A 23,554-nucleotide genomic window follows, 5' to 3' on the forward strand; every position below is an offset into this window, starting at 1 on the left:
ACGATGTGCCGCGCGGATTTTTCTCCCCCTCTACTCGGAATCAGCCGCCGACGGTCTGTTCGATAACCCCGAAGATCGGGTGGCGCTTGTCGTCCTCCGCCCAGATGCGGACGACGTCGCCCTGCTTGAGGAATGGCGTGACGGGCTTGCCGCCCTGGATGGTTTCGATGGTCCGCACTTCGGCGAGACAGGAATAGCCGACGCCGCCCTCGGCAACCGACTTGCCGGGGCCGCCATCGGCACCGCGGTTCGAGACAGTGCCCGAGCCGACGATCGTCCCCGCGCCCAGCTTCCGCGTCTTGGCGGCGTGCGCGACGAGCGTGCCGAAATCGAACGTCATGTCCTCGCCGGCCTCGGCGCGTCCGAGCGGCTGGCCGTTGAGGTCGACCATCAGCTTGCGGTGCAACTTGCCGTCCTTCCACCAGTCGCCGAGCGAATCGGGCGTGACGAAGACAGGGGAGAACGCGCTGGCCGGCTTCGACTGGAAGAAGCCGAAGCCCTTGCCGAGTTCGCCGGGGATCAGGTTGCGCAAGCTTACGTCGTTGGTCAGCCCGACCAGCAGGATCGCCGCCAGCGCCTCGTCGCGACTCGCGCCGAGCGGGACGTCGCCGGTGACGACGACGACCTCGCCCTCCATGTCGCAACCCCAGGACTCGTCGGCGAGCGGGATCGGATCGCGCGGGCCGAGGAACCCATCCGAGCCGCCCTGGTACATCAGCGGGTCGTGCCAGAAACTGTCGGGCATCTCCGCCGCTCGCGCCTGTCGCACGAGCGCAACATGGTTCACGTATGCCGAGCCATCCGCCCATTGATACGCACGCGGCAAGGGCGACTCGGCGTCGTGCTCGTGAAAGCGCCGCATCGGGATCATCTCGTGCTCGAGATCGGTCGACAGGTTCTTAAGGTCGATCGAAAGCCGATCCCAGTCATCGAGCGCCGCCTGCAACGTCGGCGCGATGTGGCTCGCATCAGCGTACCAGGCGAGGTCGTTCGAGACGACCACGAGCTTCCCGTCTCGTCCGCGGATGGCGTCGGGATGCTTCAAGCTGGCCAGTTTCATGGTGCGGATCCTCTATATGTTTGTACGCATCCTACGCCCGTGACGGAGTTCAAGTCGAGCACGCCGCGCCCGACAAACCTGATTTTAGTAAGAGCGGAGCGATTTCCGGCCTGATACAAACAGGCCTGCGTAACGGTTGAGGAAGTCGAGCATGCCCAGATACTTCTTCGACATCGACAACCATAAACACGTCAACGACGACGACGGCACCGAGCTGGCCGACGACGAGGAAGCCCGCGTGCAGGCGGTGATCTTCGCGGGCGACTATCTCAGCGACCATCCGGCGATCGCCCGTCACGGCGCGCGCTTCCGTGTTGCGGTCCGCAACGATCGGGGCAGCGTGCTGCTGGCGGTTGCCGTCACGATCGACGAACCCGGCGACAGCGCGCCGCTCTGACCCCAAATCGTCCCATGTCTTGAGCGGATATCGCCGCGCGGGGCCGACTCGACGCACCGCGCGATGACCTCGCGATACTATAACATGGGTTTTGTCATGCTTCTCAATCCTGGGATAAGGTGCGTTCCCTTGCGACGCGCTATCCCAGAGAGGGTGACAGCGAGAAACGAGTGCTCCTGCCCTGGATGCGGAGAGTGCACGTGGATATGTCCACCGTGACTGAACAGGTTATACGGAAATTCGAGTCGCGAACGACGCTGCGTGCGGACGATCGCGTTCAAATCGCCGCATTGCCGTTCAAGGTTCGGACGCTCGATGCGTCGACGTATATGCTGCGCGAGGGCCAACGCCCGACACGGTGCGCGTTCATCCTCGACGGCCTTGCCTATCGCCAGAAGCTGACGCCCAATGGCGAGCGCGAAATCGTCTCGATCCTGATGCCCGGCGAATTCGTCGACCTGCAGAACCTGTTCCTCGATGAATCCGATCACGATATCCAGGCGCTGACCCGGCTGACGCTGGCCGAGGTGCCGATCGTGGCGTTGCGGCAGTTCATCGAGATGTGTCCGGCGGCGGGTCAGGCGTTGTGGATCGATGCGCTGGTCGAGGCGTCGATCCACCGCGAATGGTTACTCAATGTCGGGCGGCGCAACGCGCGCAGTCGACTGGCGCATCTGCTCTGCGAGTTCTCGGTGCGGTTCAAGACATCGGCCCTGGGAGGCGGGATGGCGTACGAGCTGCCGATGACGCAGGAGCAACTCGGCGATGCGCTCGGGCTGACCCCGGTGCACGTCAACCGCGTGCTGAAATCACTCGAATCGGACGGCCTGATCGCGCGCAAGAAACGCCAGGTCAGCGTCACCGACTGGCCTCGCCTGCGTGATGCCGCCGAGTTCAACGAACGCTATCTGCACCTGGGACAGATCCGGAGCTGACACCGCCACGGGTCCGATCGGCGCCACAGGTTGACTTTTCGACGATGATACGCCAGATGGCGCTCATCGAAGCGTAATGCAGCGTGATTGGACCTTTACGGTCTTAGCTCCGCCTCGGTCGTTTCCAACGGGCTTCCCTTTTCACGCGGGGTGTCAAAACACCACCGCCCCTCGCGCGTCCTTGTGTGGATTCGCGAGCCCGGCATCTATTTGAGAGACTATTCATGTCATTTACAAACCTCGGCCTTGCCGAGCCGCTCGTCCGTGCGCTCGAAGCCAAGGGCTATACCGAGCCGACGCCGATCCAGGCGCAGTCGATCCCGATCCTGCTCGAGGGCGGCGATCTGCTCGGCATCGCGCAGACCGGCACCGGCAAGACCGCCGCATTCGTGCTGCCGTCGATCCAGCGCCTGACCGAAAACCAGAAGCGCGTCCTGCCGACGCATTGCCGCATGCTGGTGCTTGCACCTACCCGTGAGCTGGCGAGCCAGATTGCAGACAGTGCCCGCGCGTACGGTCAGTTCAGCAAGATGTCGGTGACGACCGTGTTCGGCGGCACCAGCATCAACAAGAACCGCCAGGACATGAGCCGCGGCGTCGACATCCTCGTCGCCACGCCGGGCCGTTTGATCGACCTGATCGAGCAGGGCTTCGTGAACCTTTCGATGATCGAGATCCTCGTGCTCGACGAGGCCGATCAGATGATGGACCTCGGCTTCATCCACGCGCTGAAGAAGATCGTCCGCATGCTGCCGAAGAAGCGCCAGACGCTGTTCTTCTCGGCGACGATGCCGGTCGCGATCCGCGAGCTGGCCAGCCAGTTCCTGCTCGACCCGAAGACGGTGTCGGTGAAGCCGGCCGCGACGACCGCCGAGCGCGTCGACCAGTATGTCACCTTCTGCAACCAGTCGGAAAAACAGGCGCTCCTGACGATCACGCTGGCCGATCCTGCGATCGACCGTGCGCTCGTGTTCACGCGCACCAAGCATGGCGCCGACCGTGTCGTGAAGCTGCTGGCCGGCAACGGCATCGCCTCGAACGCGATTCACGGCAACAAGAGCCAGGGCCAGCGCGAGCGGGCACTTGGCGAGTTCAAGCAGGGCAAGGTCAAGGTCCTGATCGCGACCGACATCGCCGCACGCGGCATCGACGTCTCGGGCGTCAGCCACGTCATCAACTTCGAACTGCCCAACGTCGCCGAGCAGTATGTCCACCGCATCGGCCGTACCGCGCGTGCGGGCGCCAGCGGCATCGCCGTCGCGTTCTGCGCGGATGACGAGAAGGCGTACCTGCGCGACATCGAGCGGATCACCCGCCAGAAGGTCCAGGTCCGGTCGCTGCCGGAGGATTTCGTCAACCTCTCGAACCAGATCAAGCAGACGCGCGTCAAGACGATGGGTGCCGATCCCGAGGTCCGGATCGATCGTCCGCGCGATCCGGCACGGCCGCGTGCGACGCATTCGCCGCGGGCGACCGGTACGACTGGTCGTAACTATGCGGGTGCTAGCCGTGGTGGCCAGGGTGGCGGCGGCGGCCAGGGTGGCGGCGGTCGCCCCCAGGGTGGCGGTCGTCCCGGTGGTCAGGGCGGCGGTGGTCGTCCGGCTGGTGGTGGCGGTGGTAATGGTGGTGGGGGCCGTGGTCCGAGCCGCGGCGCGGGTCCGAGCTCGGCGCGCTAAGGAGCATTCGTTCGCCTCGCGGGTTTGGTGTAGACCGGTCCCGCGAGGAGAATGCTCATGGACGTTTCCACTACACCTGTCGCCGAACGCGTCGCACGCGTGCTGGCGGGACAGCGGATCAGCGCGAACGCCGGCGGCGATGCCGAGTCGGCGTCGCGGTTGATCGACGATGCGTGGGCGGACTATCTGCCGGATGCGCTGGCGGTGCTGAAGACGTTGCGCGAGCCTGACAAGGCGATGGCCGCGGCGGGCGATCCTGCGGTCTGGGAAGCGATGATCCTCGCCGGGATCAAGGGCGCCAAGCCGGTGACGGTGGTCCTCTAATTTTTGTTTCCCCGCGAAGGCGGGGACCCAGTCTGGGCACCCGCCTTCGCGGGTGAACAAAATGGGGGCGACGCACCCGGCCCATATACACCACCCCGGCGAAGGCCGGGGCCCAGATGGCAAGGCCGGCGTAACGAAGCGCTTTTATCCATTACAATCGTCCCCCAACTGGGCCCCGGCCTTCGCCGGGGTGGTGCGCTGTTACGTCGTGACGGCTTAGATTAACCCATCGTTGTCAGCCATTCCGCTTCGTTCGCGCGCTCCGTGCGCAACGCATTGGCAGGCGCGCTCTTGTCTTCGTAGCCGATCGCCATGCCGCAGAAGAGCATGCGGTCGTTGGGCGTGTGCAACAACCTCCCGACCGTCTCCGGATACATCGCCCAGCATTCCTGCGGACAGGTGGCTAGGCCGGCGTCTACCGCGAGCAGCGTCAGGTTTTGCAGGTACATGCCGAGGTCCGACCATTGCGGCGGGCCCATGCGCTTGTCGACGGTGCAGAAATAGGCGGCGGGGGCGCCGAAGAATTCGAAGTTTCGGGCGAACCATTTCTGCCGCGCCGGCTTGTCGTCGCGGGGGATGCCGAGGTGCGCGTACATCGCTTCGCCGACGGCGTAGCGGCGGTCTCGGTAGGGGGCGGTGAGGTCTTTCGGGTAGACGTCGTAGGCTGGGGTTTCGGTTGCGCTGGTGGCTAGCTTGTCGGCCATTATGGTCTTGAGCCGTGTCATCGCGTCGCCCTGGACTATGGCGATGTGCCAGGGTTGGAGGTTGCCGCCGGTTGCGGCTCGGGACGCTTTTATCGCGAGGTCGCGGAGGAGTACGGGATCGACGGGGGTGTCGAGGAAGCCTCGGACGGAGCGGCGAGCAGCTATGGCTTCGGTCACGTCCATGGTTTCTCCTGCGCATTTCCGTTTTCCTGCGAACGCAGGAGCCCAGGGTTACGAGCGATGCCCTTTTGTACCCTGGATTCCTGCGTTCGCAGGAAAACGGTTAGGCTTGGCCCTTACAGCACGAACCGGCTCAGGTCGGTGTTCCGGGCGATTTCCTTCAGCTGGCTGTCGACGTAGGCGCCGTCGATGACGAGGTTCGAGCCGCCACGGTCTTCGGCGTTGTAGCTCACCTCCTCCAGCAGCTTTTCCATTACCGTCTGCAAACGCCGCGCGCCGATATTCTCGATCTCCGAGTTCACTTCGGCGGCAATGCGCGCGATCGCGGCGATGCCGTCTTCGGTGAACTCGATGCCGACGCCTTCGGTGGCGATCAGTGCCTTGTATTGCAGCGGCAGCGATGCCTTCGTATCCGACAGGATCGCGACGAAATCGGCTTCGGTAAGACCCTTCAGTTCGACGCGGATCGGCAGGCGGCCCTGGAGTTCGGGGAGCAGGTCGCTCGGCTTGGCGACGTGGAACGCGCCGCTGGCGATGAAGAGGATGTGGTCGGTCTTCATCGGGCCGTATTTGGTCGCGACGGTGGTGCCTTCGATCAACGGCAGCAGGTCGCGCTGGACGCCTTCGCGGCTGATCGAGCCGCCGCGGCCGTCGGAGACGGCGATCTTGTCGATCTCGTCGAGGAAGACGATGCCATTGGCCTCCGCGTCGGCCAAGGCAGCGCGGCTGACCTCGTCCTGGTCAAGGCGCTTGTCGGCCTCTTCCTCGACGAGCTTGTCCCACGCCGCGTGGACGGTGAGCTTGCGGCGCTTCAACTGCTGGCCGCCGCCGAACGACTTCATCATCTCGCCGAGATTGATCATCTGCGGCGCACCGCCGGGGATTTCGAACGGCGTGGTCGGCGCCTGCTCGACCTCGATCTCGACTTCGGCGGAGTTCAGATGACCGTCGAGGAAGCGCTGCTTGAAGCTTTCGCGCGTCGCGGTGCTCGAATCCTTGCCGACCAGTGCGTCGAGCAGACGTCCCATCGCCGCCTCCTCCGCCTTGTCCTTGACGGCGACGCGACGGCGTTCCTTTTCGAGGCGGATCGCTTCCTCGACGAGGTCGCGGGCGATCTGTTCGACGTCGCGGCCGACATAGCCGACTTCGGTGAACTTGGTCGCCTCGACCTTCACGAACGGCGCGTCGGCGAGCTTGGCGAGGCGGCGGCTGATCTCGGTCTTGCCGCAGCCGGTCGGTCCGATCATCAGGATGTTCTTGGGCGTGACCTCGTCGCGGAGGTCTTCGCTGAGCTGCTGGCGGCGCCAGCGGTTGCGCATCGCGACCGCGACTGCGCGTTTCGCGGCGGCCTGGCCGATGATGTGGGCGTCGAGCGCGGCGACGATGGCCTTGGGGGTGAGCTGGTCGTTCATTTTGTTACCTTCTCCCCTCCCGCTCGGGAGGGGTCGGGGGAGGGCGTGGCCGCAGCGAAAGGCGTGGGTGGGTGTATTTCAGCCCCTCCCCTAACCCCTCCCGCAAGCGGGAGGGGGATTACGTGGTCGAATCCATAGTTTCGACCGTGAGGCGGTCGTTGGTGTAGACGCAGAGTTCGGACGCGATGCCCATCGCCTTGCGGCAGAGGACTTCGGCGTCGGTCTCGTATTCTACCAGCGCTCGGGCCGCCGCCAACGCGTAGTTGCCGCCGGAGCCGATCGCGGCGACGCCGTTTTCGGGTTCGAGCACGTCGCCGTTGCCGGTGAGGATCAGCGTCACGTCCTTGTCGGCGACGATCATCATCGCTTCGAGGTTGCGGAGGAACTTGTCCGTCCGCCAGTCCTTGGCGAGCTCGACCGCGGCGCGCAGGAGTTGGCCCTGGTGCGCTTCGAGCTTGCGTTCGAGGCGTTCGAACAGCGTGAAGGCGTCGGCGGTGGCGCCGGCGAATCCACCGATGACGCTGCCGTCGCCTAGGCGACGCACCTTGCGCGCGTTGGGTTTCATGACGGTCTGGCCCATCGAGACCTGGCCGTCGCCGATCACGACGACCTTGCCGCCGCGGCGGACCGAGAGGATCGTGGTGCCGTGCCATGTCGGCATGGCGTGGGGGTCGTTGCTCATAGGCGCGATGTAGGGTTTGGTTTTGGGGGTGCAACGGTGGGGCGTTGGCGATGCGGCTTACGAACACGTCTACGGTTGGTCCGCGCGTTTCCCCTTCCGCCGTCATCCTGACGAAAGTCAGGATCCAGGGTAACGGGCGTCGTCGCTCTTGGCTCTGGATCCTGACTTTCGTCAGGATGACGGGAGAAGAAGATTACCGCCCCTTCCCCCACTCCCTTGCCACCGTGTAGCCGAGGTAGCCCGTGCCGAAGAGCGCGTAGAGCGGTTCGGGGATCGCGTTGAGATACGCCGCCATGCCGGCCGCGATCGCTTGTGCCATTTGCGGGCGGACGGCGGCGATCAGGCCTGTAGGGATCGCGCCGAGCAGCAAGGTGTACATCACGTAGAGGAAGGTCGGGCGGGCTCGGGTGATCCAGGGGTCTGGTGCTGGATCAAGGGGTTGCGGGGTCATTGGCTGCCTCCGGCAAAAGTGAAGTATAGGAAGTGTAGACGCTGGGAGCGTTTTGCCCGCGGGCGTCAGGTGCGGTTGGCGAGCCAGCCGTAGAGGAAGGCTTCGTTGGCGGGGCGGGTCTCGGCGAGCGCTACGTAGCGTTCGCCCTGAAGCGCCTCGATCGCTTTCAGGAGCACGGATTCTCCGCCGGGTTTGCGGCGGGCGAGGAAGGCTTCGAGCGCGGTGAGTGTGGCGGGGCCGATGCGGCCGTCGAGAGTCATGTCTGGGTAGTCGGTGGCGCCCCGGTTCAGCGCGTTGAGGGCGCGCTGGAGAAAGGTGGCGGCGACTGCGGGGCCCATGTTGACGCCGGTGTCGAAGAGTTCTTCGGCGATTTTCGGGGCTCGCGTGGCGATCTGGTCGAAGGCGGGGCGGGTCCAGTAGAGGCGGCGGTAGATGGTTTCGGCCTGGTCGCGGGGGAAATTGCGCATGTCTCCGGGGTAGCCGTTGGTGCGGGCTACTTGTTGCGTGATGCCGTATCTGGTGGGGCCGCCTCGATCGGCGGGGTGGTTGGTGTAGCCGCCTTCGCGGTCGATGACGGCGTCGATTAGGTGGTCGATGGTCATGATGTGGGTCCCGCCCTGTTTGGGGGTGGAGCGAACCATATCGGTTCGCTGTAGGACAGGGGAAATTGGTCGCCTCTCCCGCTGCGCGCTCACCGTGGTCGCTGAGGCACAACCTGCCCCCTCCCTGGAAGGGAGGGGTTGGGGGTGGGTCGGCCTGCTTGGGTCTGGTGCGTTCGTATGCGGAAGCCGACCCACCCCCTGCCCCCTTCCAGGGGGGGGGGCGAGAAGTGCTTTTCATCCTCTGCACCACCCCGGCGAAGGCCGGGGTCCAATTGGGGAACGGTGCTGACTGAGGACCGCGCTTCGTTAGGTCCGACGTTCCAAATGGGCCCCGGCCTTCGCCGGGGTGGTGCTATGCCGGGGTGATGCTGTGGCGTGAGGTGCCGGGTGGCAGCACCCGCCCTACCCAAACCGACGCTACGTCCGCGCGGGGTTGGCGGATCGGTGCCCCTGCGGCTATGCGCTCCCTTGAACATTCGCCGCGGGCTCTGTCTGCGCGCTCAACCCGGTCGCCGCCGCGGCCGACAGGTTAGGAAGACCATGGAAGACGATTTCCGCAAAGCCGCGCTCGATTATCATCGCTATCCAAAGCCTGGGAAACTCTCGGTCGAGGCGACCAAGCGGATGGCGACGCAGCGCGATCTCGCGCTCGCGTACTCGCCGGGCGTCGCTGCTGCGTGCGAGGAAATCGCCGCCGATCCGGACAAGGCTCGGGATTATACCGCGCGGGGCAATCTGGTCGCGGTCATCACCAACGGCACCGCGGTGCTCGGGCTCGGTGCGATCGGTGCGCTCGCGTCGAAGCCGGTGATGGAGGGCAAGGCGGTGCTCTTCAAGAAATTCGCCGGGATCGATTGCTTCGATATCGAGATCGACCAGCTCGATCCGCAGGCGTTCATCGAGGCGGTCCGCGTGCTCGAGCCGACGTTCGGCGGGATCAATCTCGAGGACATCAAGGCGCCCGAATGCTTCGAGATCGAGACGAAGCTGCGCGAGGTCATGAACATCCCGGTGTTCCATGACGACCAGCACGGCACCGCGATCGTGTGTGCGGCCGCGGTCCGCAACGTGCTCGAACTGCGCGGCAAGCGGCTCGACCAGATGAAGCTGGTGACGTCGGGCGCAGGCGCGGCGGCGCTGGCGACGGTCGACCTGCTGGTGTCGATGGGGCTCAACCCCGAGAACGTGACGCTGACCGATATCAAGGGCGTCGTGCACGCCGGGCGCGACGAGAACATGCCGCCGAACATGGCGCGCTATGCCCGCACCACCAATGCGCGGACCTTGCCGGATGTGCTCGAGGGAGCGGACATCTTCCTCGGCCTGTCGGCGCCGCGCGTGCTGAAGCAGGAATGGCTGCACCTGCTCGCGCCCGATCCGCTGATCCTGGCGCTGGCGAACCCGGAGCCGGAGATCCAGCCGGCGCTGGTGCATGCGACCCGGCCCGATGCGATCATCGCGACCGGCCGCTCGGATTTTCCGAACCAGGTCAACAACGTGCTGTGCTTCCCGTTCATCTTCCGCGGTGCGCTCGACGTCGGCGCGACCGAGATCAACGAGGCGATGAAGGTCGCGGCGGTCGACGCGATCGCGGCGCTGGCGCGCGCTACGGCTTCGGACGTGGTCGTGTCGGCCTATGGCGGCGCGACGCCGGTATTCGGGCCGACCTACATCATCCCCAAGCCGTTCGATCCGCGACTGATCCTGCACGTCGCGCCGGCGGTGGCGAAGGCAGCGATGGAGTCGGGCGTGGCGACGCGGCCGATCGAGGATTTCGACGCGTATCTGCGTGACCTCGAAGTGTTCGTGTATCGCTCGGGCCAGCTGATGCGGCCGATCTTCGCGCGCGCCAAGCAGGCGGGGCGCTCTATCGCGTACGGCGAGGGCGAGGACCCGCGGACGCTGCGCGCGGTGCAGACGGTGATCGACGAGGGTATCGGCCGGCCGGTGCTGATCGGGCGGCGCGAGGTCATCGCCGAGCGGATCGAGGCGAGCGGGCTTCGCATGACGATCGGCACCGACGTCGACGTGCTCGATCCGGGGACCGACCGCGAGGTGTTCGATCCCCTGCTCGCCGGCTACAGCACGCTGGTCGGCCGGCGCGGCACGCCGCCCGACAGCGCCGAGCGTGCGCTGCGGACGCGGCCGAGCGTGGCGGCGGCGATGCTGTTGCGCGAGGGGCGAGTCGATGCGGCGTTGTGCGGTGGCATCGGCGACTGGTGGACGCAGATGACGTACGTCATGCCGCTGTTGCCGCGGAAGCCGGGCGTGTCGCGGCTGTACGCGATGTCGGCGGTGATCCTGCGGACCGGCAGTCTGTTCTTCTGCGATACGCACGTGACGATCGACCCGACCGCCGAGCAGATCGCGGAGATGACGATGCTCGCGGCCGAGGCGGTGCGCGCGTTCGCGATCGAGCCGAAGGCGGCGTTGCTGTCGCATTCGAGCTTTGGCGCGTCGCGGTCGCCCTCGGCGCAGAAGATGCGCGCGGGGCATGCGTTGCTGAAGGAGATGGCGCCGGAGTTCGAATTCGATGGTGAGATGCACGGCGATGCGGCGCTGTCGGAGGCGCTGCGGCGGCGGCTGGTCGACGACAGCCCGCTGACCGGGTCGGCGAACCTGCTGGTGATGCCGAACATCGACGCGGCGAACATCGCGGTATCGCTGCTGTCGGCGTCGACCGAATCGGCGCCGCTCGGACCGATGCTGCTGGGGCTGGCCAAGCCGCTGCAGATGATGGTGCCGAGCGTGACCGCACGCGGGATCGTCAATCTGAGCGCGATCGCTGTGGGGCATGCCGCGACGGTGCGCGAGACGGCCTAAGGTCAGTGGACCGGGCCGGCGTCAGGGTCGGCCCTATTCCAAGTTCAGTCATCCCCGCGCAGGCGGGGATCCATACCGGCTGGCGTTGCTTGGTTACAGGCAACGGTCGAGTTTATGGGTCCCCGCCTCCGCGGGGATGACGATGTGTCGTTGGGATCGACAATCAAGAGCACGAAGCTCCGCTCCCGGCTGACGCATATCATCGCTATAAGAAAATGGTCGGAGCGACAGGATTCGAACCTGCGACCCCCACACCCCCAGTGTGGTGCGCTACCAGGCTGCGCTACGCTCCGACCGAACGGGCCGCAAGGCGACCCGAGGGGGGCGCACTACGCGGGGTCCGCGCCCGATGCAAGCCCGAACACCGCAGCGATGTCCGCAGCCATCTCGGATGCGCCCGGTCGCGCGACGCCCACGTCTCATCCTGTGGCGATCTGTTGCGCGAGGTTCCAAGCGATGATAGCGGGCGGACCAATGCGGGCGCGACGCGCGACGTCCGGCCCGACCCAACCTTGCGCCTTCCACGGCCCAGCCAGATACGGACCTTCATGTTCATCTCACCAGCTTATGCCCAGGCCGCAGACGGCGCCACGACGGCGGGGGGCGGGATCGCCTCGTTCCTGAGCCTCGCGCCGCTCTTCCTCGTGTTCGTCGTGTTCTATTTCCTGATGATCCGCCCTCAGCAAAAGCGCATGAAGGCGTTGCAGGCGTCGGTCGCCGCGGTGAAGAAGAACGACAGCGTCGTGACCTCGGGCGGGATCCTCGGCAAGGTGACCAAGGTCGAGGATAATGTCGTCGAGGTCGAGATTGCGCCGAATGTCCGCGTGCGCGTCGTCAAGGCGACGCTGACCGACATCACCAGCCCGAACACGAAGCCGGCAAACGACTGATGTTGGATTTTCCGCGCTGGAAGATCGGGTCGATCATCGGGCTGCTGGCGGCACTCTGCCTGCTGGCGATCCCGAGCTTCCTCCCCGAGAGCACCACGAGCCAATGGGGGCGAATTCCGCATCCGCACATCAACCTCGGGCTCGATCTCGCCGGCGGCAGCTATCTGCTGCTTGAGGCGGATACCGCCGACCTCGCCGCGACGCGGATCGAGGCGATGCGCGACAGCGTCGCGGGGACGATGCGCAACGGGACGCCGCGGATCGAGATCGGCGACATTTCGACGCGCGGCGGGCAGCTTAGCTTCCTGCTGCGTGATCCTTCGCAGGTCGATGCGGCGCGCGAGCGCCTGCTGGCGATCACCGGCGGTGGCGCCGGGATGAGCGGCCAGCGCGAATGGGACATCACCGTCGTCGACACGAGCCGGTTCGTGCTCAAGCCGACCGAGGCCGGCCTGACCCAGGCGGTCGACACGGCGATGAAGGACGCGACCGAAGTCGTCCGCCGCCGCATCGACGAGCTGGGCACCAAGGAGCCGACGATCGTTCGCCAGGGCGCGACCCGGATCGTCGTCCAGGTGCCGGGGCTGAAGAACCCGCAGGCGCTGAAGGATTTGCTCGGCAAGACCGCCAAGCTCGAATTCAAACTGGTCGACGAGACCGCGAACCCGGCCGACCTGGTCAAGGGTATTGCGCCCATCGGCAGCCAGGTCCTCCCCTACCCGGGCAATCCGCGCGGCGTGCCGTTCATCGCGGTCAAGCGATCGGTGATCATCTCGGGCGACCAGCTCGCCGATGCGCGCCAGGAGTTCGAGCCGCAGACCAACGCGCCGCAGGTGGCGATCACGTTCGATGCGGTCGGCGGGCGTCGCTTCGCCAAGGTCACGACCGAGAACACGGGCAAGCCGTTCGCGATCATCCTCGACAATTCGGTGATCTCCGCGCCCAATATCAACGAGCCGATCCTTGGTGGTCGCGCGTCGATCTCGGGCAATTTCACGGTCGAATCGGCGAACTCGCTGGCGATCTCGCTGCGATCGGGCAAGCTGCCGGTCGCGCTGAAGACGATCGCCGAGAGCACCGTCAGCCCCGATCTCGGCAAGGATTCGATCCGCGCCGGCGTGCTGGCGTCGATCGTCGCCGCGTTGCTCGTGATCGTGTTCATGTTCGTGACCTATGGGCGGTTCGGGCTGTATGCGAACCTCGCGGTGGTCATCAACATCCTGGTGATCGTCGCGGTCATGGCGATGCTGAACGCGACGCTGACGTTGCCCGGTATCGCTGGGTTCGTGCTGACGATCGGTACCGCGGTGGATGCCAACGTGCTGATCAACGAGCGTATTCGCGAGGAGCGACGGCGCGGGCGTAGCGTGATCCAGTCGGTCGAGCTCGGCTACAAGGAAGCCTCGCGGACGATCTTCGAGGCCAACGTGACGCACGCCATCACCGGCGTGATCATGCTGCTGCTCGGCTCGGGTCCGGTGAAGGGCTTCGCGGTCGTGCTGCTGATCGGGATCTGCACGTCGGTGTTCACCGCCGTCACGTTCACGCGGATGATGGTCGCGCTGTGGCTGCGGAAGAACCGCCCCACCACGATCAATATTTGAGGCGGGAGATAACCATGCGCCTGCTGAAACTCGTACCCGACAACACGAACCTGAAGTTCGTCTCGCTCCGCAAATGGGCGTTCGGGCTGACCCTGCTGCTGTCGTTGCTGGCGATCGGACTGGTCGTGACGAAGGGCCTCAACATGGGCGTCGACTTCGTCGGCGGCGTCCTGATCGAAGAGAAGTTCGCGACTACGCCGTCGATCGACGCGGTTCGCACCGAAGTCGACCGGCTCGGCGTCGGCGAAGCCTCGATCCAATCGTTCAGCGATCCCAAGACGCTGTCGATCCGCCTGCCGGTGCCCGCCGGCGACGAAGGCGCGACCAACCGCCTCGTGAAGAAGGTGTCGGACGACCTCGCCGCGAAGTTCCCCGGCGCGACCTTCTCGAAGTACGACACGATCTCGGGCAAGGTCTCGGACGAGCTGATCAGCAAGGGTCTGCTCGCGGTCGGCCTCGCGATCCTCGGCATCGCGCTGTTCGCGGTGGTGCGGTTCGAGTGGCAGTTCGGCGTGTCGACCGTCGTCGCGATCGTCCACGATCTGCTGATGACGCTCGGCTTCTTCGCGCTGACGCAGTTCGAGTTCGACCTCAACATCGTCGCGGCGGTGCTGACGATCATCTCGTACTCGATCAACGACAAGATCGTGATCGACGACCGTATCCGCGAGAACATGCGCCGGTACCGGAAGATGGACATGCGCGAGATCATCGACCTGTCGGTGAACGAGACGCTGCCACGTACGGTGATGACGTCGGTGACGATCCTGCTCGCGCTGGTCGCGATGCTGGTGCTCGGCGGCCACGTGCTGCGCGGGTTCACCGCGGCGATGATCCTGGGTATTGTCGTGGGCACGTATTCGTCGATCTACGTGTCGTCGTCGCTGCTGATCACGCTGGGTCTGCGGGCCGATCCTGCACCGCGCAAGGGCGGCGTGCAGGACGGCGCCGAGCGGGTTGGTCCGAAGGTCGAGCGTTGACCTTCCCCCCGTCATTCCCGCGCAGGCGGGAACCCATACTGGCTGGCCTCGCGATCGAGTCGCTGGCGGTTGCCATTATGGGTCCCCGCCTTCGCGGGGATGACGAAGCATCATGAGGATGGACCGCGAGAAGACCGATGGGCCGATGATCTCGGCGATCGGTCGGGCCGGGTTCAAGGTCGACGACGGCTATTATACCGCGTTGTCGATCAGCCCCGAGCGCGCGGACGGCTGGGAGCCGCCGGCGTTCGAGGCGCTCGGCGAGGCGGACGTGGCGACATTGCTCGCGCTCGATCCGCCGCCGGAGTTCCTATTGCTGGGGACGGGCTCGGCGCTGCGCCAACCGCCGCTCGCGTTCAAGCGTGCGGTCGAGGCGCGCGGGTTCGGGATCGAGGCGATGGACAGCCGCGCCGCCGCCCGCGCCTGGGCAGTGCTGCGCGGCGAAGGTCGCTGGATCGTCGCGGCGCTCTACCCCCTAGAAGGGTAATTCGTCACCAGCGCCGCGAGGTGCGCGTACAGCGTTGCGGTGTTTCTCTCCCAGGTGAAACCGGCTGCCATCGCCCGCGTGGCTTCGGGGGATGGGGGATCGGCTAGGATATCACTGATCGCGCCGGCGAACGCGAGGGGATCGCCGATCGTCACGCGTCCGGCGTCGGGGGACGTGACGACCTCGCAGGCGCCGCCAGCCGCAGTGATGACGATCGGCGTCCCGCACGCGAGCGACTCGACCCAGACATTGGCGAGGCCTTCCGAACTGGAGGCGAGCGCGCTGACGTCGGCGGCGGCGACCAACCCCGGCACGTCGGCATGCGGGACGGCACCCAGCAGCCGGACACGGTCGCCGACACCAAGTCGCGCGATCTGAGCCTCAAGCGTTACGCGCGCCGGTCCGTGCCCCGCGATCAGCAGCGTCACCCCCGGCAACGCAGCGACCGCGTCGATGACGATGTCGTGACCCTTGCGCGGCAACAGCCCGCCGATCGCGATCACCAGCGGACCGCGCACGCCGAGCTCGGCCTTGGCGGCGATACGGTCGTCGATGGGGCGGAAGCGGTCCTGGTCGACTCCGGTATGATGAACCATGATCCGCTCGCCCGGCATGCCGAGCTTGACCATGTCGGCCTTCATCGCCGCACTGACTGCGAGCAGGCCGGCGGCGCCCTGCCCGGCCTCGCGGACCTGCGATGCGGTCGCGGGCGCTTCGCCCCAATGGTGGACGTCCGACCCGCGCGCCTTGATCGAGACAGGCACGCCGTAGCGTTTGCCGAGCGCGACCGCGGCGGGGCCGTCGGGGAAGAAGAACGACACGTCGATGACGTCGAACGCAAAGTCGGCGCGGATCGCGTCGAGCACCGGCACGAGCGCGCGTTCGAGCGCGGCGGCATGATGGCGGCCCTTGGTGAACGGAACCGCGGTGAAGCGTGGGCGGTGGACGTCGAGGCCCTTCCAGCGTTCGCGGTGCGGCAGCTTGGCGAGCGGCGCGTAATGGCGGACATTGCGCAGAATGCCGGGCGGAAGACCGATCGGCGCAACCATTTTCAGGTCGACGTCGGGATGCGCAGCGAGCCCCAGCGTCTGCCGTTCGACGAAGCCGCCGAAGTTCCGACGGGTCGCGTCGGGAAAAAGCGTGGAGAGGGTGAGAACGCGCAGCATTGCGCGGGGGGTATAGCGCGGCGGTTAATGGGTGGTGAGTCGTCCCCTCCTACCACCCCGGCGAAGGGCGGAGTGCAGGACATGTGCCACAGATGATGAAGGGCTAATTGGCGGCGAACGAGGCGCCGTGCCATCCGCGCTTACCACCCCGGCGGAGGCCGGGGCCCAATTGGTAAGGTGGCAATAACAGTGTGCCACGCTTCATCAGCGACGTTCCCCAATTGGGCCCCGGCCTTCGCCGGGGTGGTTGCCGTTGGGTTGGCGCGCGTCTGCACCACGATGTTTCCCCGCGAAGGCGGGGACACAGACTGGGCTCCCGCCTTCGCGGGAGAACAAGGGCAGGAAGCGCTCTCCTCTCCTCCCTCGTTCGACCTACCCCTCGCTCAGATCCGCTTCGCCAAAGGATACGCGAACAGCACGTCCGCGTCCGCGCTGGTCGAGACCGTCTCGCTACCCGTCATCGTCGCGCATTCGCCGGCCTTGAACGCAACGCCGGCGACATCGCCCGAGCCGGTGATCGGGATCACCCAACCGGTCGTGCCATCGGGCAGGTTGACGACATGGTCGCCGCCCTTCCAGCGCTCGAGCACGAACTTCGGCCCTTCGACCATGATCGTCCGGCCCGTCTCGATCTCGACCGGCGGCGCGACCGGCACGTACGGCGTGGGATCCGCGACCTCGATACCGTCCTTCAGGTGCAGTTCGCGATCGCTGCCGTAATCGTACAGGCGATAGGTCGTCTCGGAATTCTGCTGGACTTCGATCACCGTCAGGCCGCCGCCGATCGCGTGGATCGTGTCCGAGGCGCAATACATGAAATCGCCCGGCTTGACGGGCTTCCAGTCGAGCTTGTCCTCGATCGTGCCGTCGATCGCCGACTGGCGGAGCTCGTCCTTCGAGATCGCCTGCTTCGTGCCGACCGCGATCGTCGAGGTCGGCTCGGCGGCGAGGACCGTCCAGCACTCGTCCTTGCCGCGTGGCAGGCCGCGGGCGTGCGCCTGCTCGTCGTTGGGATGGACCTGCACCGACAGTTTTTCGCTGGTGAACAGGTACTTGATCAACAGGTCCGGCGTGGTGTTGCCGGGCTCCTGGAACCAGACTTCGCCGATCGGCGGCGTTCCCGCGGCCGCGTCCTCGAAACCGGGCCAGAGCGTGTCGCGACCCCAGGGCTTCTCGACGCGGTGGGTGTGCAACAGGGTGGCGGGCATGGGATCGTCCTCGATTGGAATGGCGTTTCGCCAACGCACGACCTTTGCCGTGCGATCCGCGCCAGCGAAAGCCCCCCTGCCCCATGAAAGTCGCCCGCCCGAGAGCCTCCCTGGGTGTTTGGCGAAAGGGATTGTTCGCGAAGCCCCGGTTACGCTAAGGACAACGCCAATGCGTATCCCCCAGTCCTTTCCGAGCATGCCCCGTGCCCTTGTGGTCACGCTCGTCGCCGCGCTTGCGCTCCCCATGGCTGGTTGCGCGGGCGGTCGTGCCGCAAAGGGCGATCTGCCCTATGTCGCGCGCGACGTGGGTACGCTGTACTCGACCGCCAAGCGGCGGCTCGACCAGGCGCGCTACAAGGAAGCAGCGCAGCTGTTCGACGAGGTCGAGCGCCAGCATCCCTATTCGATCTGGGCCCGCCGCGCGCAGATCATGTCGGCGTTCAGCTATTACCTCGCGCGGGATTATACCGCGTCGATCAGCTCGGCGCAGCGCTTCCTCGCGGTCCATCCGGGCAACCGCGATGCGCCTTACGCCTATTATTTGATCGCGCTCGGCTATTACGAGCAGATCACCGACGTGACGCGCGACCAGAAGATCACGCGGCAGGCGCTCGATTCGCTCGGCGAGCTGATGCGCCGCTATCCGAACACGCGTTACGCATCGGACGCGCGGCTGAAGATCGATCTGGTCAACGACCATCTTGCGGGCAAGGAGATGGAGATCGGGCGGTTCTACGAGACGCGCGGCCAGTGGCTCGCGGCGAACGGCCGGTTCCGTACCGTGATCGACAAATTCCAGCAGACCACGCACACGCCGGAAGCGCTGATGCGGCTGACCGAGACCTATCTGGCACTCGGCGTGCCCGTCGAGGCCGAAAAGGCCGGCGCCGTGCTCGGGCGCAACTATCCCGGCACCGACTGGTACCAGCATGCGTACGACCTGCTGAAGAAGAAGCAGGTGCCGGCCGTGCCGCCGCTGAAGCCCGGCGAACAGGTGGTGCCGGTCGGGACCAAGGGAACGCCGTCGGTGATGGTCGAGCTCGACGAGCCGGGCTCGACGCCGACCGGCCCTTCGGTGCGTACGCCCGACAAGCCGCGTTCGGCGGGCCAGCCGTCCAACACCGGCAGCTGACGCGAGTCCAGGCCGTTCGGTTGGAACATAGGGGGATCGCATTGCGCGCCCGTTCGTCTATGGCGGACATCCTATGCTGACCGAACTTTCCATTCGCGACGTGGTGCTGATCGAAGCGCTGGATCTGGGATTCGGCGAAGGGCTCGGTGTGCTGACCGGCGAGACCGGGGCGGGCAAGTCGATCCTGCTCGATGCGCTGGGCCTCGCGCTCGGCGGACGTGGCGACAGCGGCCTGGTACGGCATGGTGCGGCTCAGGCGGTGGTGACCGCGACGTTCGATGCCCCTGCGCCCGAGTCGCCGCTCGCGCTGCTGTTCGACGAGAACGGGGTGGAGATCGAGCGCGGCGAGCCGCTGATCGTGAAGCGGATCGTCAAGGCGGATGGCGGCAGCCGCGGCTTCGTCAACGACCAACCGGCGTCGGCGGGGCTGCTGCGCGAGATGGCACCGCATCTGGTCGAGATTCACGGACAGCATGACGAGCGCGGGCTGCTGAATGCGCGGGGGCATCGGGCGTTGCTCGACATTTTCGGGCGGACCGAGCCGGGCGCGACGGGCAAGGCGTATGCGGCGTTTCGTGCTGCCGAGGCTGAGCTTGCCGCCGCTCGTGCGGACATCGAGACGGCGGCGCGCGATCGCGAATGGCTGGAGCATACGGTCGCCGAACTGACCGCGCTGGCGCCTGTCGCGGGCGAAGAGGAGACGCTGGCGGATACGCGGCGATCGATGCAGCGCGCGGAGAAGATCGCGGACGATCTCGCGGCGATCGACGATTTCCTCGAGGGCAAGGACGGCGGGATGGCGAAGCTGCGCCAGGCCGCGCGCGTGCTCGAGCGGATCGCGGAGGATCATGTCGCGCTGGGCAATGCGCTCGCCGCGGTCGATCGCGCGGTGATCGAGGCGTCGGTCGCCGAGGAGAGCCTGCGCGATGCGCGCGCCGAGATGGCGTATGATCCGCGCGCGCTGGAGGATGACGAGGCGCGGTTGTTCGAGCTTCGGGCGATGGCGCGCAAACACCGCGTGCAGCCGGATGACCTTGCGGCGCTGGCGGACGAGATGCGGGCGCGGCTGGAGCGACTCGATGCGGGCGAAGGCGGGATCGCGAAGATCGAGGCGCGGGTGGCGTCGGCGCGGAAGGCATTCGACGCGGCGTCGGATGCTTTGACGAAGCGACGGCTGGCGGCTGCCAAGCGGCTCGACGTGGCGGTGGCGGGCGAGTTGGCGCCGTTGAAGCTTGACGCCGCGCGGTTCCAGACCGTCGTGGCGCCGCTGGGTGAAGAGGGCTGGTCGGCGGCGGGCAAGGACCGCGTCGAGTTCGAGATCTCGACCAATCCGGGTGCGCCGTTCGCCGCGCTGACCAAGATCGCGTCGGGTGGCGAATTGTCGCGCTTCATCCTCGCGCTGAAGGTGGCACTGGCGGAGGAAGGCGGCGCGTCGACGATGGTGTTCGACGAGATCGACCGCGGCGTCGGCGGCGCGGTGGCGAGCGCGATCGGCGAACGACTCGCGCGGCTGGCGCAGAGCACGCAGCTGCTGGTGGTGACGCACAGCCCGCAGGTCGCGGCGCGGGGGGCGAAGCATCTGCTGATCGCGAAAAGCAGCGACGGCACCGTCACGCGGACCGGCGTGCGGGCCTTGTCCGAAAACGAACGCCGCGAGGAGATCGCCCGGATGCTGTCCGGCGCGCAGATAACCGACGAAGCGCGCGCGCAGGCGGAGCGGTTGCTGGAGCGAGCCTGAGTTTCACCGACTTCTTTCCCTTCCCTGAAAGGGAGGGGAGCCGACATAGTCTGGGGCGCGGTCGTCTGAAGTCGATCCGATCAGGGCATCGCCTGCCGCGGATGGGGGCGGCCGGAAAGAGCGCGAGCGCGAATACCGGCGACGTTTTCGGCACCCTCGCGTCTAACCACCCCGGCGGAGGCCGGGGCCCAGTTGGGTGACAGCATTTGGCGAATGCCTCCAACCGTTACAGCGGCCTTCCCAACTGGGCCCCGGCCTCCGCCGGGGTGGTGGGCCTGTCTGGCGTGTGACAAAAATTCGGATGCGTCTCCTTACGGGCTCGCTCAGTCGCGAAAACTCGGGTCGATCCGGTCGAGTTTCCGCAGCAACGCCGGCCACGCGAGGCCGTCGGCCAGCATCCGCATCCCGGGACCGCTAGACTGGCCCTCGACCTTCTCTGCCACGCCCTGGTTGGGATTGTTCAGATTCTGCCGCCCGGCGCTGAGCATCAACACCTGCGCCTCGCACGCGCGTTCGAGGAAATACATGCGGAGGAACGCCTGCGGGATCGATTCGCCGACCGTCAGCGTGCCGTGGTTGCGCAGGATCATGCTGTGTTTCGTACCGAGATCCGCGACAAGCCGCTCGCGCTCCTCGAGCTCGGTCGCGATGCCTTCGAAGTCGTGATACGCGACGTCGTGCCCGGCGATCATCGCGGTCTGCGTGTGCGGGAGCAACCCCTCCGCCATCGCCGACACCGCCTGGCCGTGCGGCGTATGCAGATGCAGCACCGCGACCGCATCCTCGCGCGCGGCGTGGATCGCGGAGTGGATCACGAACCCTGCACGGTTGACCGGTGCGGGCGTGTCCATGACCTTGTTGCCATCGACGTCGATCTTGACGAGCGACGACGCGGTGATCTCCTCGAACATGTGCGTGTAGGGGTTGATCAGGAAATGATGCTCGGGCCCCGGCACGCGCGCGGACAGGTGCGTGAAGATCAGATCGTCCCAGCCGTAATGGGCGATCAGGCGATACGCCGCGGCGAGGTCGACGCGCAGCGCCCATTCCTCGGGCGACACGAGATCGCGTATCGTCGGCTCGGTCCTGAGTGCGGTCGCCATCATCCATCTCCTTTTGTTATGCGTGTCGCATAGCATGGCGCGGATCGCGGAAATGTCGCTGGATTGACAATCCCGGCGATCGGCCGACACTTCCGCCATGTCTTCGATCGATCCTGCGCTGCTCGAGGCCGACCAGTGGTTCGGCGCGGTACCGGCCGCGCGGCGCGCGCTGCTGTTGCGGGAGGCGAGCGTGCGATCGGTGCCAGCGGGCACGCGACTCTACGGCGTCGGCGATCCGCCCGACGGGCTGTGGGCGGTGCTCGACGGGCAGGTCAGGCTGATCGGCTATCCCGCGATCGGCGCGGAAATGGTGGTGCTGATGATGGGGCCGGGGACGTGGTTCGGCGAGCTGTCGACGCTCGACGCGGGGCCAAGGCCGCACGACGCGATCGCGTTCGGACCGGCGCGCGTGCTGCATATCGGGATCGAGGCGTTCCGGCGGCTGGCCGGCGAGACGCCGGAACTCTGGTGGGACATCGCGCTGCTGGCGTGTGCGCACCAGCGCGCGTCGCTGGCGTTCATGATGAACACGTTGGCGCAGCCGATCCCGGTCCGGCTCGCGCGGATGCTGGGCGGCATGGTGCGCGCGGCAGGGGGTGACAGCGTCGCACTCCGCCAGGAGGATATTGCGGCAATGATCGGGGTGTCTCGGCAGACGCTCAACAAGGCGTTGAAGGCGATGGAGCGCGAAGGCGTGATCGCGCTGGAATATGCGCGGATCAGGGTGTTGGATGCGGAAGGTCTGCGGCGATGGGGTGCGGGGTAGCTCGCCGCTGATGGATACCACCACCCCGGCGAAGGCCGGGGCCCAATTGGGGGACGGTGATAACGATGCGCATCGCTCCGTTACTGCGACCGTGCCAATTGGGCCCCGGCCCTCGCCGGGGTGGAGTTAGGGGGAATGAGCGGTCGTGGCGTACCGAGGTCAGGATGCGCCGGTGCCGCCGTTCGCGCCGAAGAAGCTGCCGGTTGTGTAGCTGTCGTTCGGATCCGCAAGCGCCACATAAAGCCCCGCCAGTTCAGCGGGCTGACCCGCACGGCCGATCGGCGTATCCTGCCCGAATTCGCCCATCTTGCCGGGCAATTGGCCGCCCGCGACCTGCAACGGCGTCCAGATCGGACCGGGTCCGACCGCGTTGACGCGGATGCCCTGCTTGGCGAGCTGTTTCGCCAGCGCCTTGGTGAAGATCAGGATCGCGCCCTTGGTCGAGGCATAGTCGAGCAGTTCCTTTTCCGGGCTGACCGAATTGACCGAGGCGGTGTTGATGATCGACGCGCCCGGCTTCATCAGCGGGATCGCCGCCTTGCAGAGGTGGAACATCGCGTAGACGTTGGTCTTCATCGTCCGGTCGAACTGCTCGAAGCTGATCTCGGCGATCGACTCCTTCGACTGCTGGTAGGCCGCGTTGTTGACGAGGATGTCGAGCCCGCCGAGTTCGCGATTGGCGCGCGCGATCAGGTCGGTGCAGAACTTCGCATCGGTCAGGTCGCCGGGGATCAGCACGACCTTCCGCCCCTCGGCGCGGAGCAGCTTGGCGACGTCCTGCGCGTCGGGTTCCTCGGTCGGGTAATAGTTGATCGCGACGTCGGCGCCCTCACGCGAGAACGCGATCACCGCCGCGCGGCCGATCCCAGAATCGCCGCCGGTGACCAGTGCCTTCCGCCCCGCGAGGCGTCCCGAGCCGCGATAGCTCGCCTCGCCGCAATCGGGGACGGGGCGCATGTCGCGCTGGAGCGCGGGCCATTTCTGGCGCTGTTCGGGAAACGGTGTCGAGACGAAGCGCGTCTGCGGATCGGCGAGCGGCGCGGCGCCTTGTGCGAAGGCTGGCGCGGCAGCGGCGGCGAGGCCGGTGACGGCGGCGCCCTTGAACAGGTCGCGGCGATTGGTGTCTGTCATGATGGCACGTCCCAAAGATTGTCTTGGAATGTCAGCGCTCGAATCGGGCGAATGTTCACGCCAAGTTGATCCATGTCTTGTAGAAAGGTGGCGGTCTCCCCTA

21 protein-coding genes, 1 tRNA gene and 1 pseudogene are annotated in these 23,554 nt (G+C 66.4%); 12 read left to right on the top strand and 11 right to left on the bottom strand.

From position 1 onward, the window contains the following. Nucleotides 1–40 precede the first annotated feature (40 nt). Nucleotides 41–1,060, bottom strand: coding sequence for a fumarylacetoacetate hydrolase family protein (locus C8J44_RS10130; RefSeq protein ID WP_121904375.1), 1,020 nt, complete (start codon nucleotides 1,058–1,060; stop codon nucleotides 41–43). A gap of 151 nt (nucleotides 1,061–1,211) precedes the next feature. Between C8J44_RS10130 and C8J44_RS10135 the strand changes: the two genes are divergently transcribed. From C8J44_RS10135 to C8J44_RS10150, 4 genes are all read left to right on the top strand, one after another. Then, a complete protein-coding gene (locus C8J44_RS10135) occupies nucleotides 1,212–1,457 on the top strand; it encodes a DUF6894 family protein (RefSeq protein WP_121904376.1) in 246 nt (81 codons plus the stop codon). A gap of 206 nt (nucleotides 1,458–1,663) precedes the next feature. Next, complete coding sequence (locus tag C8J44_RS10140) at nucleotides 1,664–2,392, top strand: Crp/Fnr family transcriptional regulator (protein ID WP_121904377.1); 729 nt, start codon at nucleotides 1,664–1,666, stop codon at nucleotides 2,390–2,392. Between the two features lie 224 nt (nucleotides 2,393–2,616). Next, nucleotides 2,617–4,068, top strand: a complete 1,452-nt coding sequence (locus C8J44_RS10145; RefSeq protein WP_121904378.1) for a DEAD/DEAH box helicase — start codon at nucleotides 2,617–2,619, stop codon at nucleotides 4,066–4,068. 57 nt (nucleotides 4,069–4,125) lie between these two features. Next, entirely contained in the window at nucleotides 4,126–4,392 is a 267-nt protein-coding gene (locus tag C8J44_RS10150) for a hypothetical protein (protein ID WP_056051816.1), read from the top strand. Nucleotides 4,393–4,613: 221 nt separating this feature from the next. On the opposite strand, the gene C8J44_RS10155 is transcribed toward C8J44_RS10150, so the two are convergent. From C8J44_RS10155 to C8J44_RS10175, 5 genes and pseudogenes are all read right to left on the bottom strand, one after another. Next, nucleotides 4,614–5,279 carry a nitroreductase gene (locus C8J44_RS10155; protein WP_121904379.1) on the bottom strand — a complete coding sequence of 222 codons (666 nt, stop codon included), beginning with the start codon at nucleotides 5,277–5,279 and terminating at the stop codon, nucleotides 4,614–4,616. A gap of 113 nt (nucleotides 5,280–5,392) precedes the next feature. Beyond that, on the bottom strand, nucleotides 5,393–6,688 hold the full coding sequence (gene hslU / locus C8J44_RS10160; RefSeq protein ID WP_121904380.1) for an ATP-dependent protease ATPase subunit HslU: 1,296 nt from the start codon (nucleotides 6,686–6,688) through the stop codon (nucleotides 5,393–5,395). A 118-nt stretch (nucleotides 6,689–6,806) separates the two neighbouring features. Beyond that, the gene (gene hslV / locus C8J44_RS10165; protein WP_056066793.1) at nucleotides 6,807–7,349 is read right to left on the bottom strand and encodes an ATP-dependent protease subunit HslV; all 543 of its coding nucleotides are present in this window, start codon (nucleotides 7,347–7,349) and stop codon (nucleotides 6,807–6,809) included. Nucleotides 7,350–7,563: 214 nt separating this feature from the next. Continuing rightward, nucleotides 7,564–7,797, bottom strand: a pseudogene (locus C8J44_RS10170) (3TM-type holin); the annotation flags it as partial. Between the two features lie 89 nt (nucleotides 7,798–7,886). Beyond that, on the bottom strand, nucleotides 7,887–8,423 hold the full coding sequence (locus tag C8J44_RS10175) for a glycoside hydrolase family 108 protein (protein ID WP_121904382.1): 537 nt from the start codon (nucleotides 8,421–8,423) through the stop codon (nucleotides 7,887–7,889). A gap of 540 nt (nucleotides 8,424–8,963) precedes the next feature. Here C8J44_RS10175 and C8J44_RS10180 point away from each other — a divergent pair. Further along, complete coding sequence (locus tag C8J44_RS10180; RefSeq protein ID WP_121904383.1) at nucleotides 8,964–11,246, top strand: NADP-dependent malic enzyme; 2,283 nt, start codon at nucleotides 8,964–8,966, stop codon at nucleotides 11,244–11,246. Between the two features lie 216 nt (nucleotides 11,247–11,462). Here C8J44_RS10180 and C8J44_RS10185 read toward each other — a convergent pair. Continuing rightward, nucleotides 11,463–11,539: transfer RNA gene (locus tag C8J44_RS10185), tRNA-Pro, on the bottom strand. 255 nt (nucleotides 11,540–11,794) lie between these two features. On the opposite strand from C8J44_RS10185, the gene yajC reads away from it, so the two are divergent. From yajC to C8J44_RS10205, 4 genes are all read left to right on the top strand, one after another. Continuing rightward, nucleotides 11,795–12,136 (top strand): preprotein translocase subunit YajC, encoded by a 342-nt coding sequence (gene yajC, locus C8J44_RS10190; protein WP_055875282.1) that lies wholly within the window; start codon nucleotides 11,795–11,797, stop codon nucleotides 12,134–12,136. After that, nucleotides 12,136–13,740 (top strand): protein translocase subunit SecD, encoded by a 1,605-nt coding sequence (gene secD / locus C8J44_RS10195; protein WP_056051835.1) that lies wholly within the window; start codon nucleotides 12,136–12,138, stop codon nucleotides 13,738–13,740. Before yajC ends, secD begins: the two co-directional genes overlap by 1 nt. Nucleotides 13,741–13,754: 14 nt before the next feature. After that, complete coding sequence (gene secF / locus C8J44_RS10200; RefSeq protein ID WP_121904384.1) at nucleotides 13,755–14,720, top strand: protein translocase subunit SecF; 966 nt, start codon at nucleotides 13,755–13,757, stop codon at nucleotides 14,718–14,720. 112 nt (nucleotides 14,721–14,832) lie between these two features. Further along, on the top strand, nucleotides 14,833–15,207 hold the full coding sequence (locus C8J44_RS10205) for an MTH938/NDUFAF3 family protein (RefSeq protein ID WP_121904385.1): 375 nt from the start codon (nucleotides 14,833–14,835) through the stop codon (nucleotides 15,205–15,207). On the opposite strand, the gene C8J44_RS10210 is transcribed toward C8J44_RS10205, so the two are convergent. Both C8J44_RS10210 and C8J44_RS10215 read right to left on the bottom strand, forming a co-directional pair. Next, complete coding sequence (locus C8J44_RS10210; protein ID WP_121904386.1) at nucleotides 15,189–16,373, bottom strand: glycosyltransferase; 1,185 nt, start codon at nucleotides 16,371–16,373, stop codon at nucleotides 15,189–15,191. The two genes, C8J44_RS10205 and C8J44_RS10210, sit on opposite strands and share 19 nt — an antisense overlap. A gap of 383 nt (nucleotides 16,374–16,756) precedes the next feature. After that, on the bottom strand, nucleotides 16,757–17,581 hold the full coding sequence (locus C8J44_RS10215) for a class I mannose-6-phosphate isomerase (RefSeq protein ID WP_121904387.1): 825 nt from the start codon (nucleotides 17,579–17,581) through the stop codon (nucleotides 16,757–16,759). Nucleotides 17,582–17,750: 169 nt separating this feature from the next. Here C8J44_RS10215 and C8J44_RS10220 point away from each other — a divergent pair, with 169 nt between their 5' ends. Next, the gene (locus C8J44_RS10220) at nucleotides 17,751–18,713 is read left to right on the top strand and encodes an outer membrane protein assembly factor BamD (protein WP_056051853.1); all 963 of its coding nucleotides are present in this window, start codon (nucleotides 17,751–17,753) and stop codon (nucleotides 18,711–18,713) included. A 73-nt stretch (nucleotides 18,714–18,786) separates the two neighbouring features. Then, nucleotides 18,787–20,451, top strand: coding sequence for a DNA repair protein RecN (gene recN, locus C8J44_RS10225; protein WP_121904388.1), 1,665 nt, complete (start codon nucleotides 18,787–18,789; stop codon nucleotides 20,449–20,451). A 323-nt stretch (nucleotides 20,452–20,774) separates the two neighbouring features. On the opposite strand, the gene C8J44_RS10230 is transcribed toward recN, so the two are convergent. Continuing rightward, on the bottom strand, nucleotides 20,775–21,554 hold the full coding sequence (locus C8J44_RS10230) for a class II aldolase/adducin family protein (RefSeq protein WP_121904696.1): 780 nt from the start codon (nucleotides 21,552–21,554) through the stop codon (nucleotides 20,775–20,777). Nucleotides 21,555–21,651: 97 nt separating this feature from the next. Between C8J44_RS10230 and C8J44_RS10235 the strand changes: the two genes are divergently transcribed. Continuing rightward, nucleotides 21,652–22,320: a Crp/Fnr family transcriptional regulator gene (locus C8J44_RS10235; RefSeq protein WP_121904389.1), complete on the top strand. Its 669-nt coding sequence runs from the start codon at nucleotides 21,652–21,654 to the stop codon at nucleotides 22,318–22,320. Between the two features lie 159 nt (nucleotides 22,321–22,479). Here C8J44_RS10235 and C8J44_RS10240 read toward each other — a convergent pair whose 3' ends face one another. Further along, entirely contained in the window at nucleotides 22,480–23,451 is a 972-nt protein-coding gene (locus C8J44_RS10240; protein WP_121904390.1) for an SDR family oxidoreductase, read from the bottom strand. Nucleotides 23,452–23,554: the final 103 nt, after the last annotated feature.

It is taken from the genome of Sphingomonas sp. PP-CE-3A-406, assembly GCF_003688625.1.
In the GTDB taxonomy this organism is placed as follows: Bacteria; Pseudomonadota; Alphaproteobacteria; order Sphingomonadales; family Sphingomonadaceae; genus Sphingomonas.

Excerpts from the sequence above, each read along its gene's own strand:
- C8J44_RS10140 (WP_121904377.1), top strand. The coding sequence starts at position 1,664 with ATGTCCACCGTGACTGAACAGGTTATACGGAAATTCGAGTCGCGAACG.
- C8J44_RS10205 (WP_121904385.1), top strand. The coding sequence starts at position 14,833 with ATGAGGATGGACCGCGAGAAGACCGATGGGCCGATGATCTCGGCGATC.
- recN (WP_121904388.1), top strand. The coding sequence starts at position 18,787 with ATGCTGACCGAACTTTCCATTCGCGACGTGGTGCTGATCGAAGCGCTG.
- yajC (WP_055875282.1), top strand. The coding sequence starts at position 11,795 with ATGTTCATCTCACCAGCTTATGCCCAGGCCGCAGACGGCGCCACGACG.
- C8J44_RS10235 (WP_121904389.1), top strand. The coding sequence starts at position 21,652 with ATGTCTTCGATCGATCCTGCGCTGCTCGAGGCCGACCAGTGGTTCGGC.
- C8J44_RS10150 (WP_056051816.1), top strand. The coding sequence starts at position 4,126 with ATGGACGTTTCCACTACACCTGTCGCCGAACGCGTCGCACGCGTGCTG.
- C8J44_RS10230 (WP_121904696.1), bottom strand. The coding sequence starts at position 21,554 with ATGGCGACCGCACTCAGGACCGAGCCGACGATACGCGATCTCGTGTCG.
- C8J44_RS10220 (WP_056051853.1), top strand. The coding sequence starts at position 17,751 with ATGCGTATCCCCCAGTCCTTTCCGAGCATGCCCCGTGCCCTTGTGGTC.
- C8J44_RS10155 (WP_121904379.1), bottom strand. The coding sequence starts at position 5,279 with ATGGACGTGACCGAAGCCATAGCTGCTCGCCGCTCCGTCCGAGGCTTC.
- C8J44_RS10180 (WP_121904383.1), top strand. The coding sequence starts at position 8,964 with ATGGAAGACGATTTCCGCAAAGCCGCGCTCGATTATCATCGCTATCCA.
- C8J44_RS10240 (WP_121904390.1), bottom strand. The coding sequence starts at position 23,451 with ATGACAGACACCAATCGCCGCGACCTGTTCAAGGGCGCCGCCGTCACC.
- C8J44_RS10175 (WP_121904382.1), bottom strand. The coding sequence starts at position 8,423 with ATGACCATCGACCACCTAATCGACGCCGTCATCGACCGCGAAGGCGGC.
- C8J44_RS10145 (WP_121904378.1), top strand. The coding sequence starts at position 2,617 with ATGTCATTTACAAACCTCGGCCTTGCCGAGCCGCTCGTCCGTGCGCTC.
- hslU (WP_121904380.1), bottom strand. The coding sequence starts at position 6,688 with ATGAACGACCAGCTCACCCCCAAGGCCATCGTCGCCGCGCTCGACGCC.
- hslV (WP_056066793.1), bottom strand. The coding sequence starts at position 7,349 with ATGCCGACATGGCACGGCACCACGATCCTCTCGGTCCGCCGCGGCGGC.
- C8J44_RS10130 (WP_121904375.1), bottom strand. The coding sequence starts at position 1,060 with ATGAAACTGGCCAGCTTGAAGCATCCCGACGCCATCCGCGGACGAGAC.
- secF (WP_121904384.1), top strand. The coding sequence starts at position 13,755 with ATGCGCCTGCTGAAACTCGTACCCGACAACACGAACCTGAAGTTCGTC.
- C8J44_RS10210 (WP_121904386.1), bottom strand. The coding sequence starts at position 16,373 with ATGCTGCGCGTTCTCACCCTCTCCACGCTTTTTCCCGACGCGACCCGT.
- C8J44_RS10135 (WP_121904376.1), top strand. The coding sequence starts at position 1,212 with ATGCCCAGATACTTCTTCGACATCGACAACCATAAACACGTCAACGAC.
- C8J44_RS10215 (WP_121904387.1), bottom strand. The coding sequence starts at position 17,581 with ATGCCCGCCACCCTGTTGCACACCCACCGCGTCGAGAAGCCCTGGGGT.
- secD (WP_056051835.1), top strand. The coding sequence starts at position 12,136 with ATGTTGGATTTTCCGCGCTGGAAGATCGGGTCGATCATCGGGCTGCTG.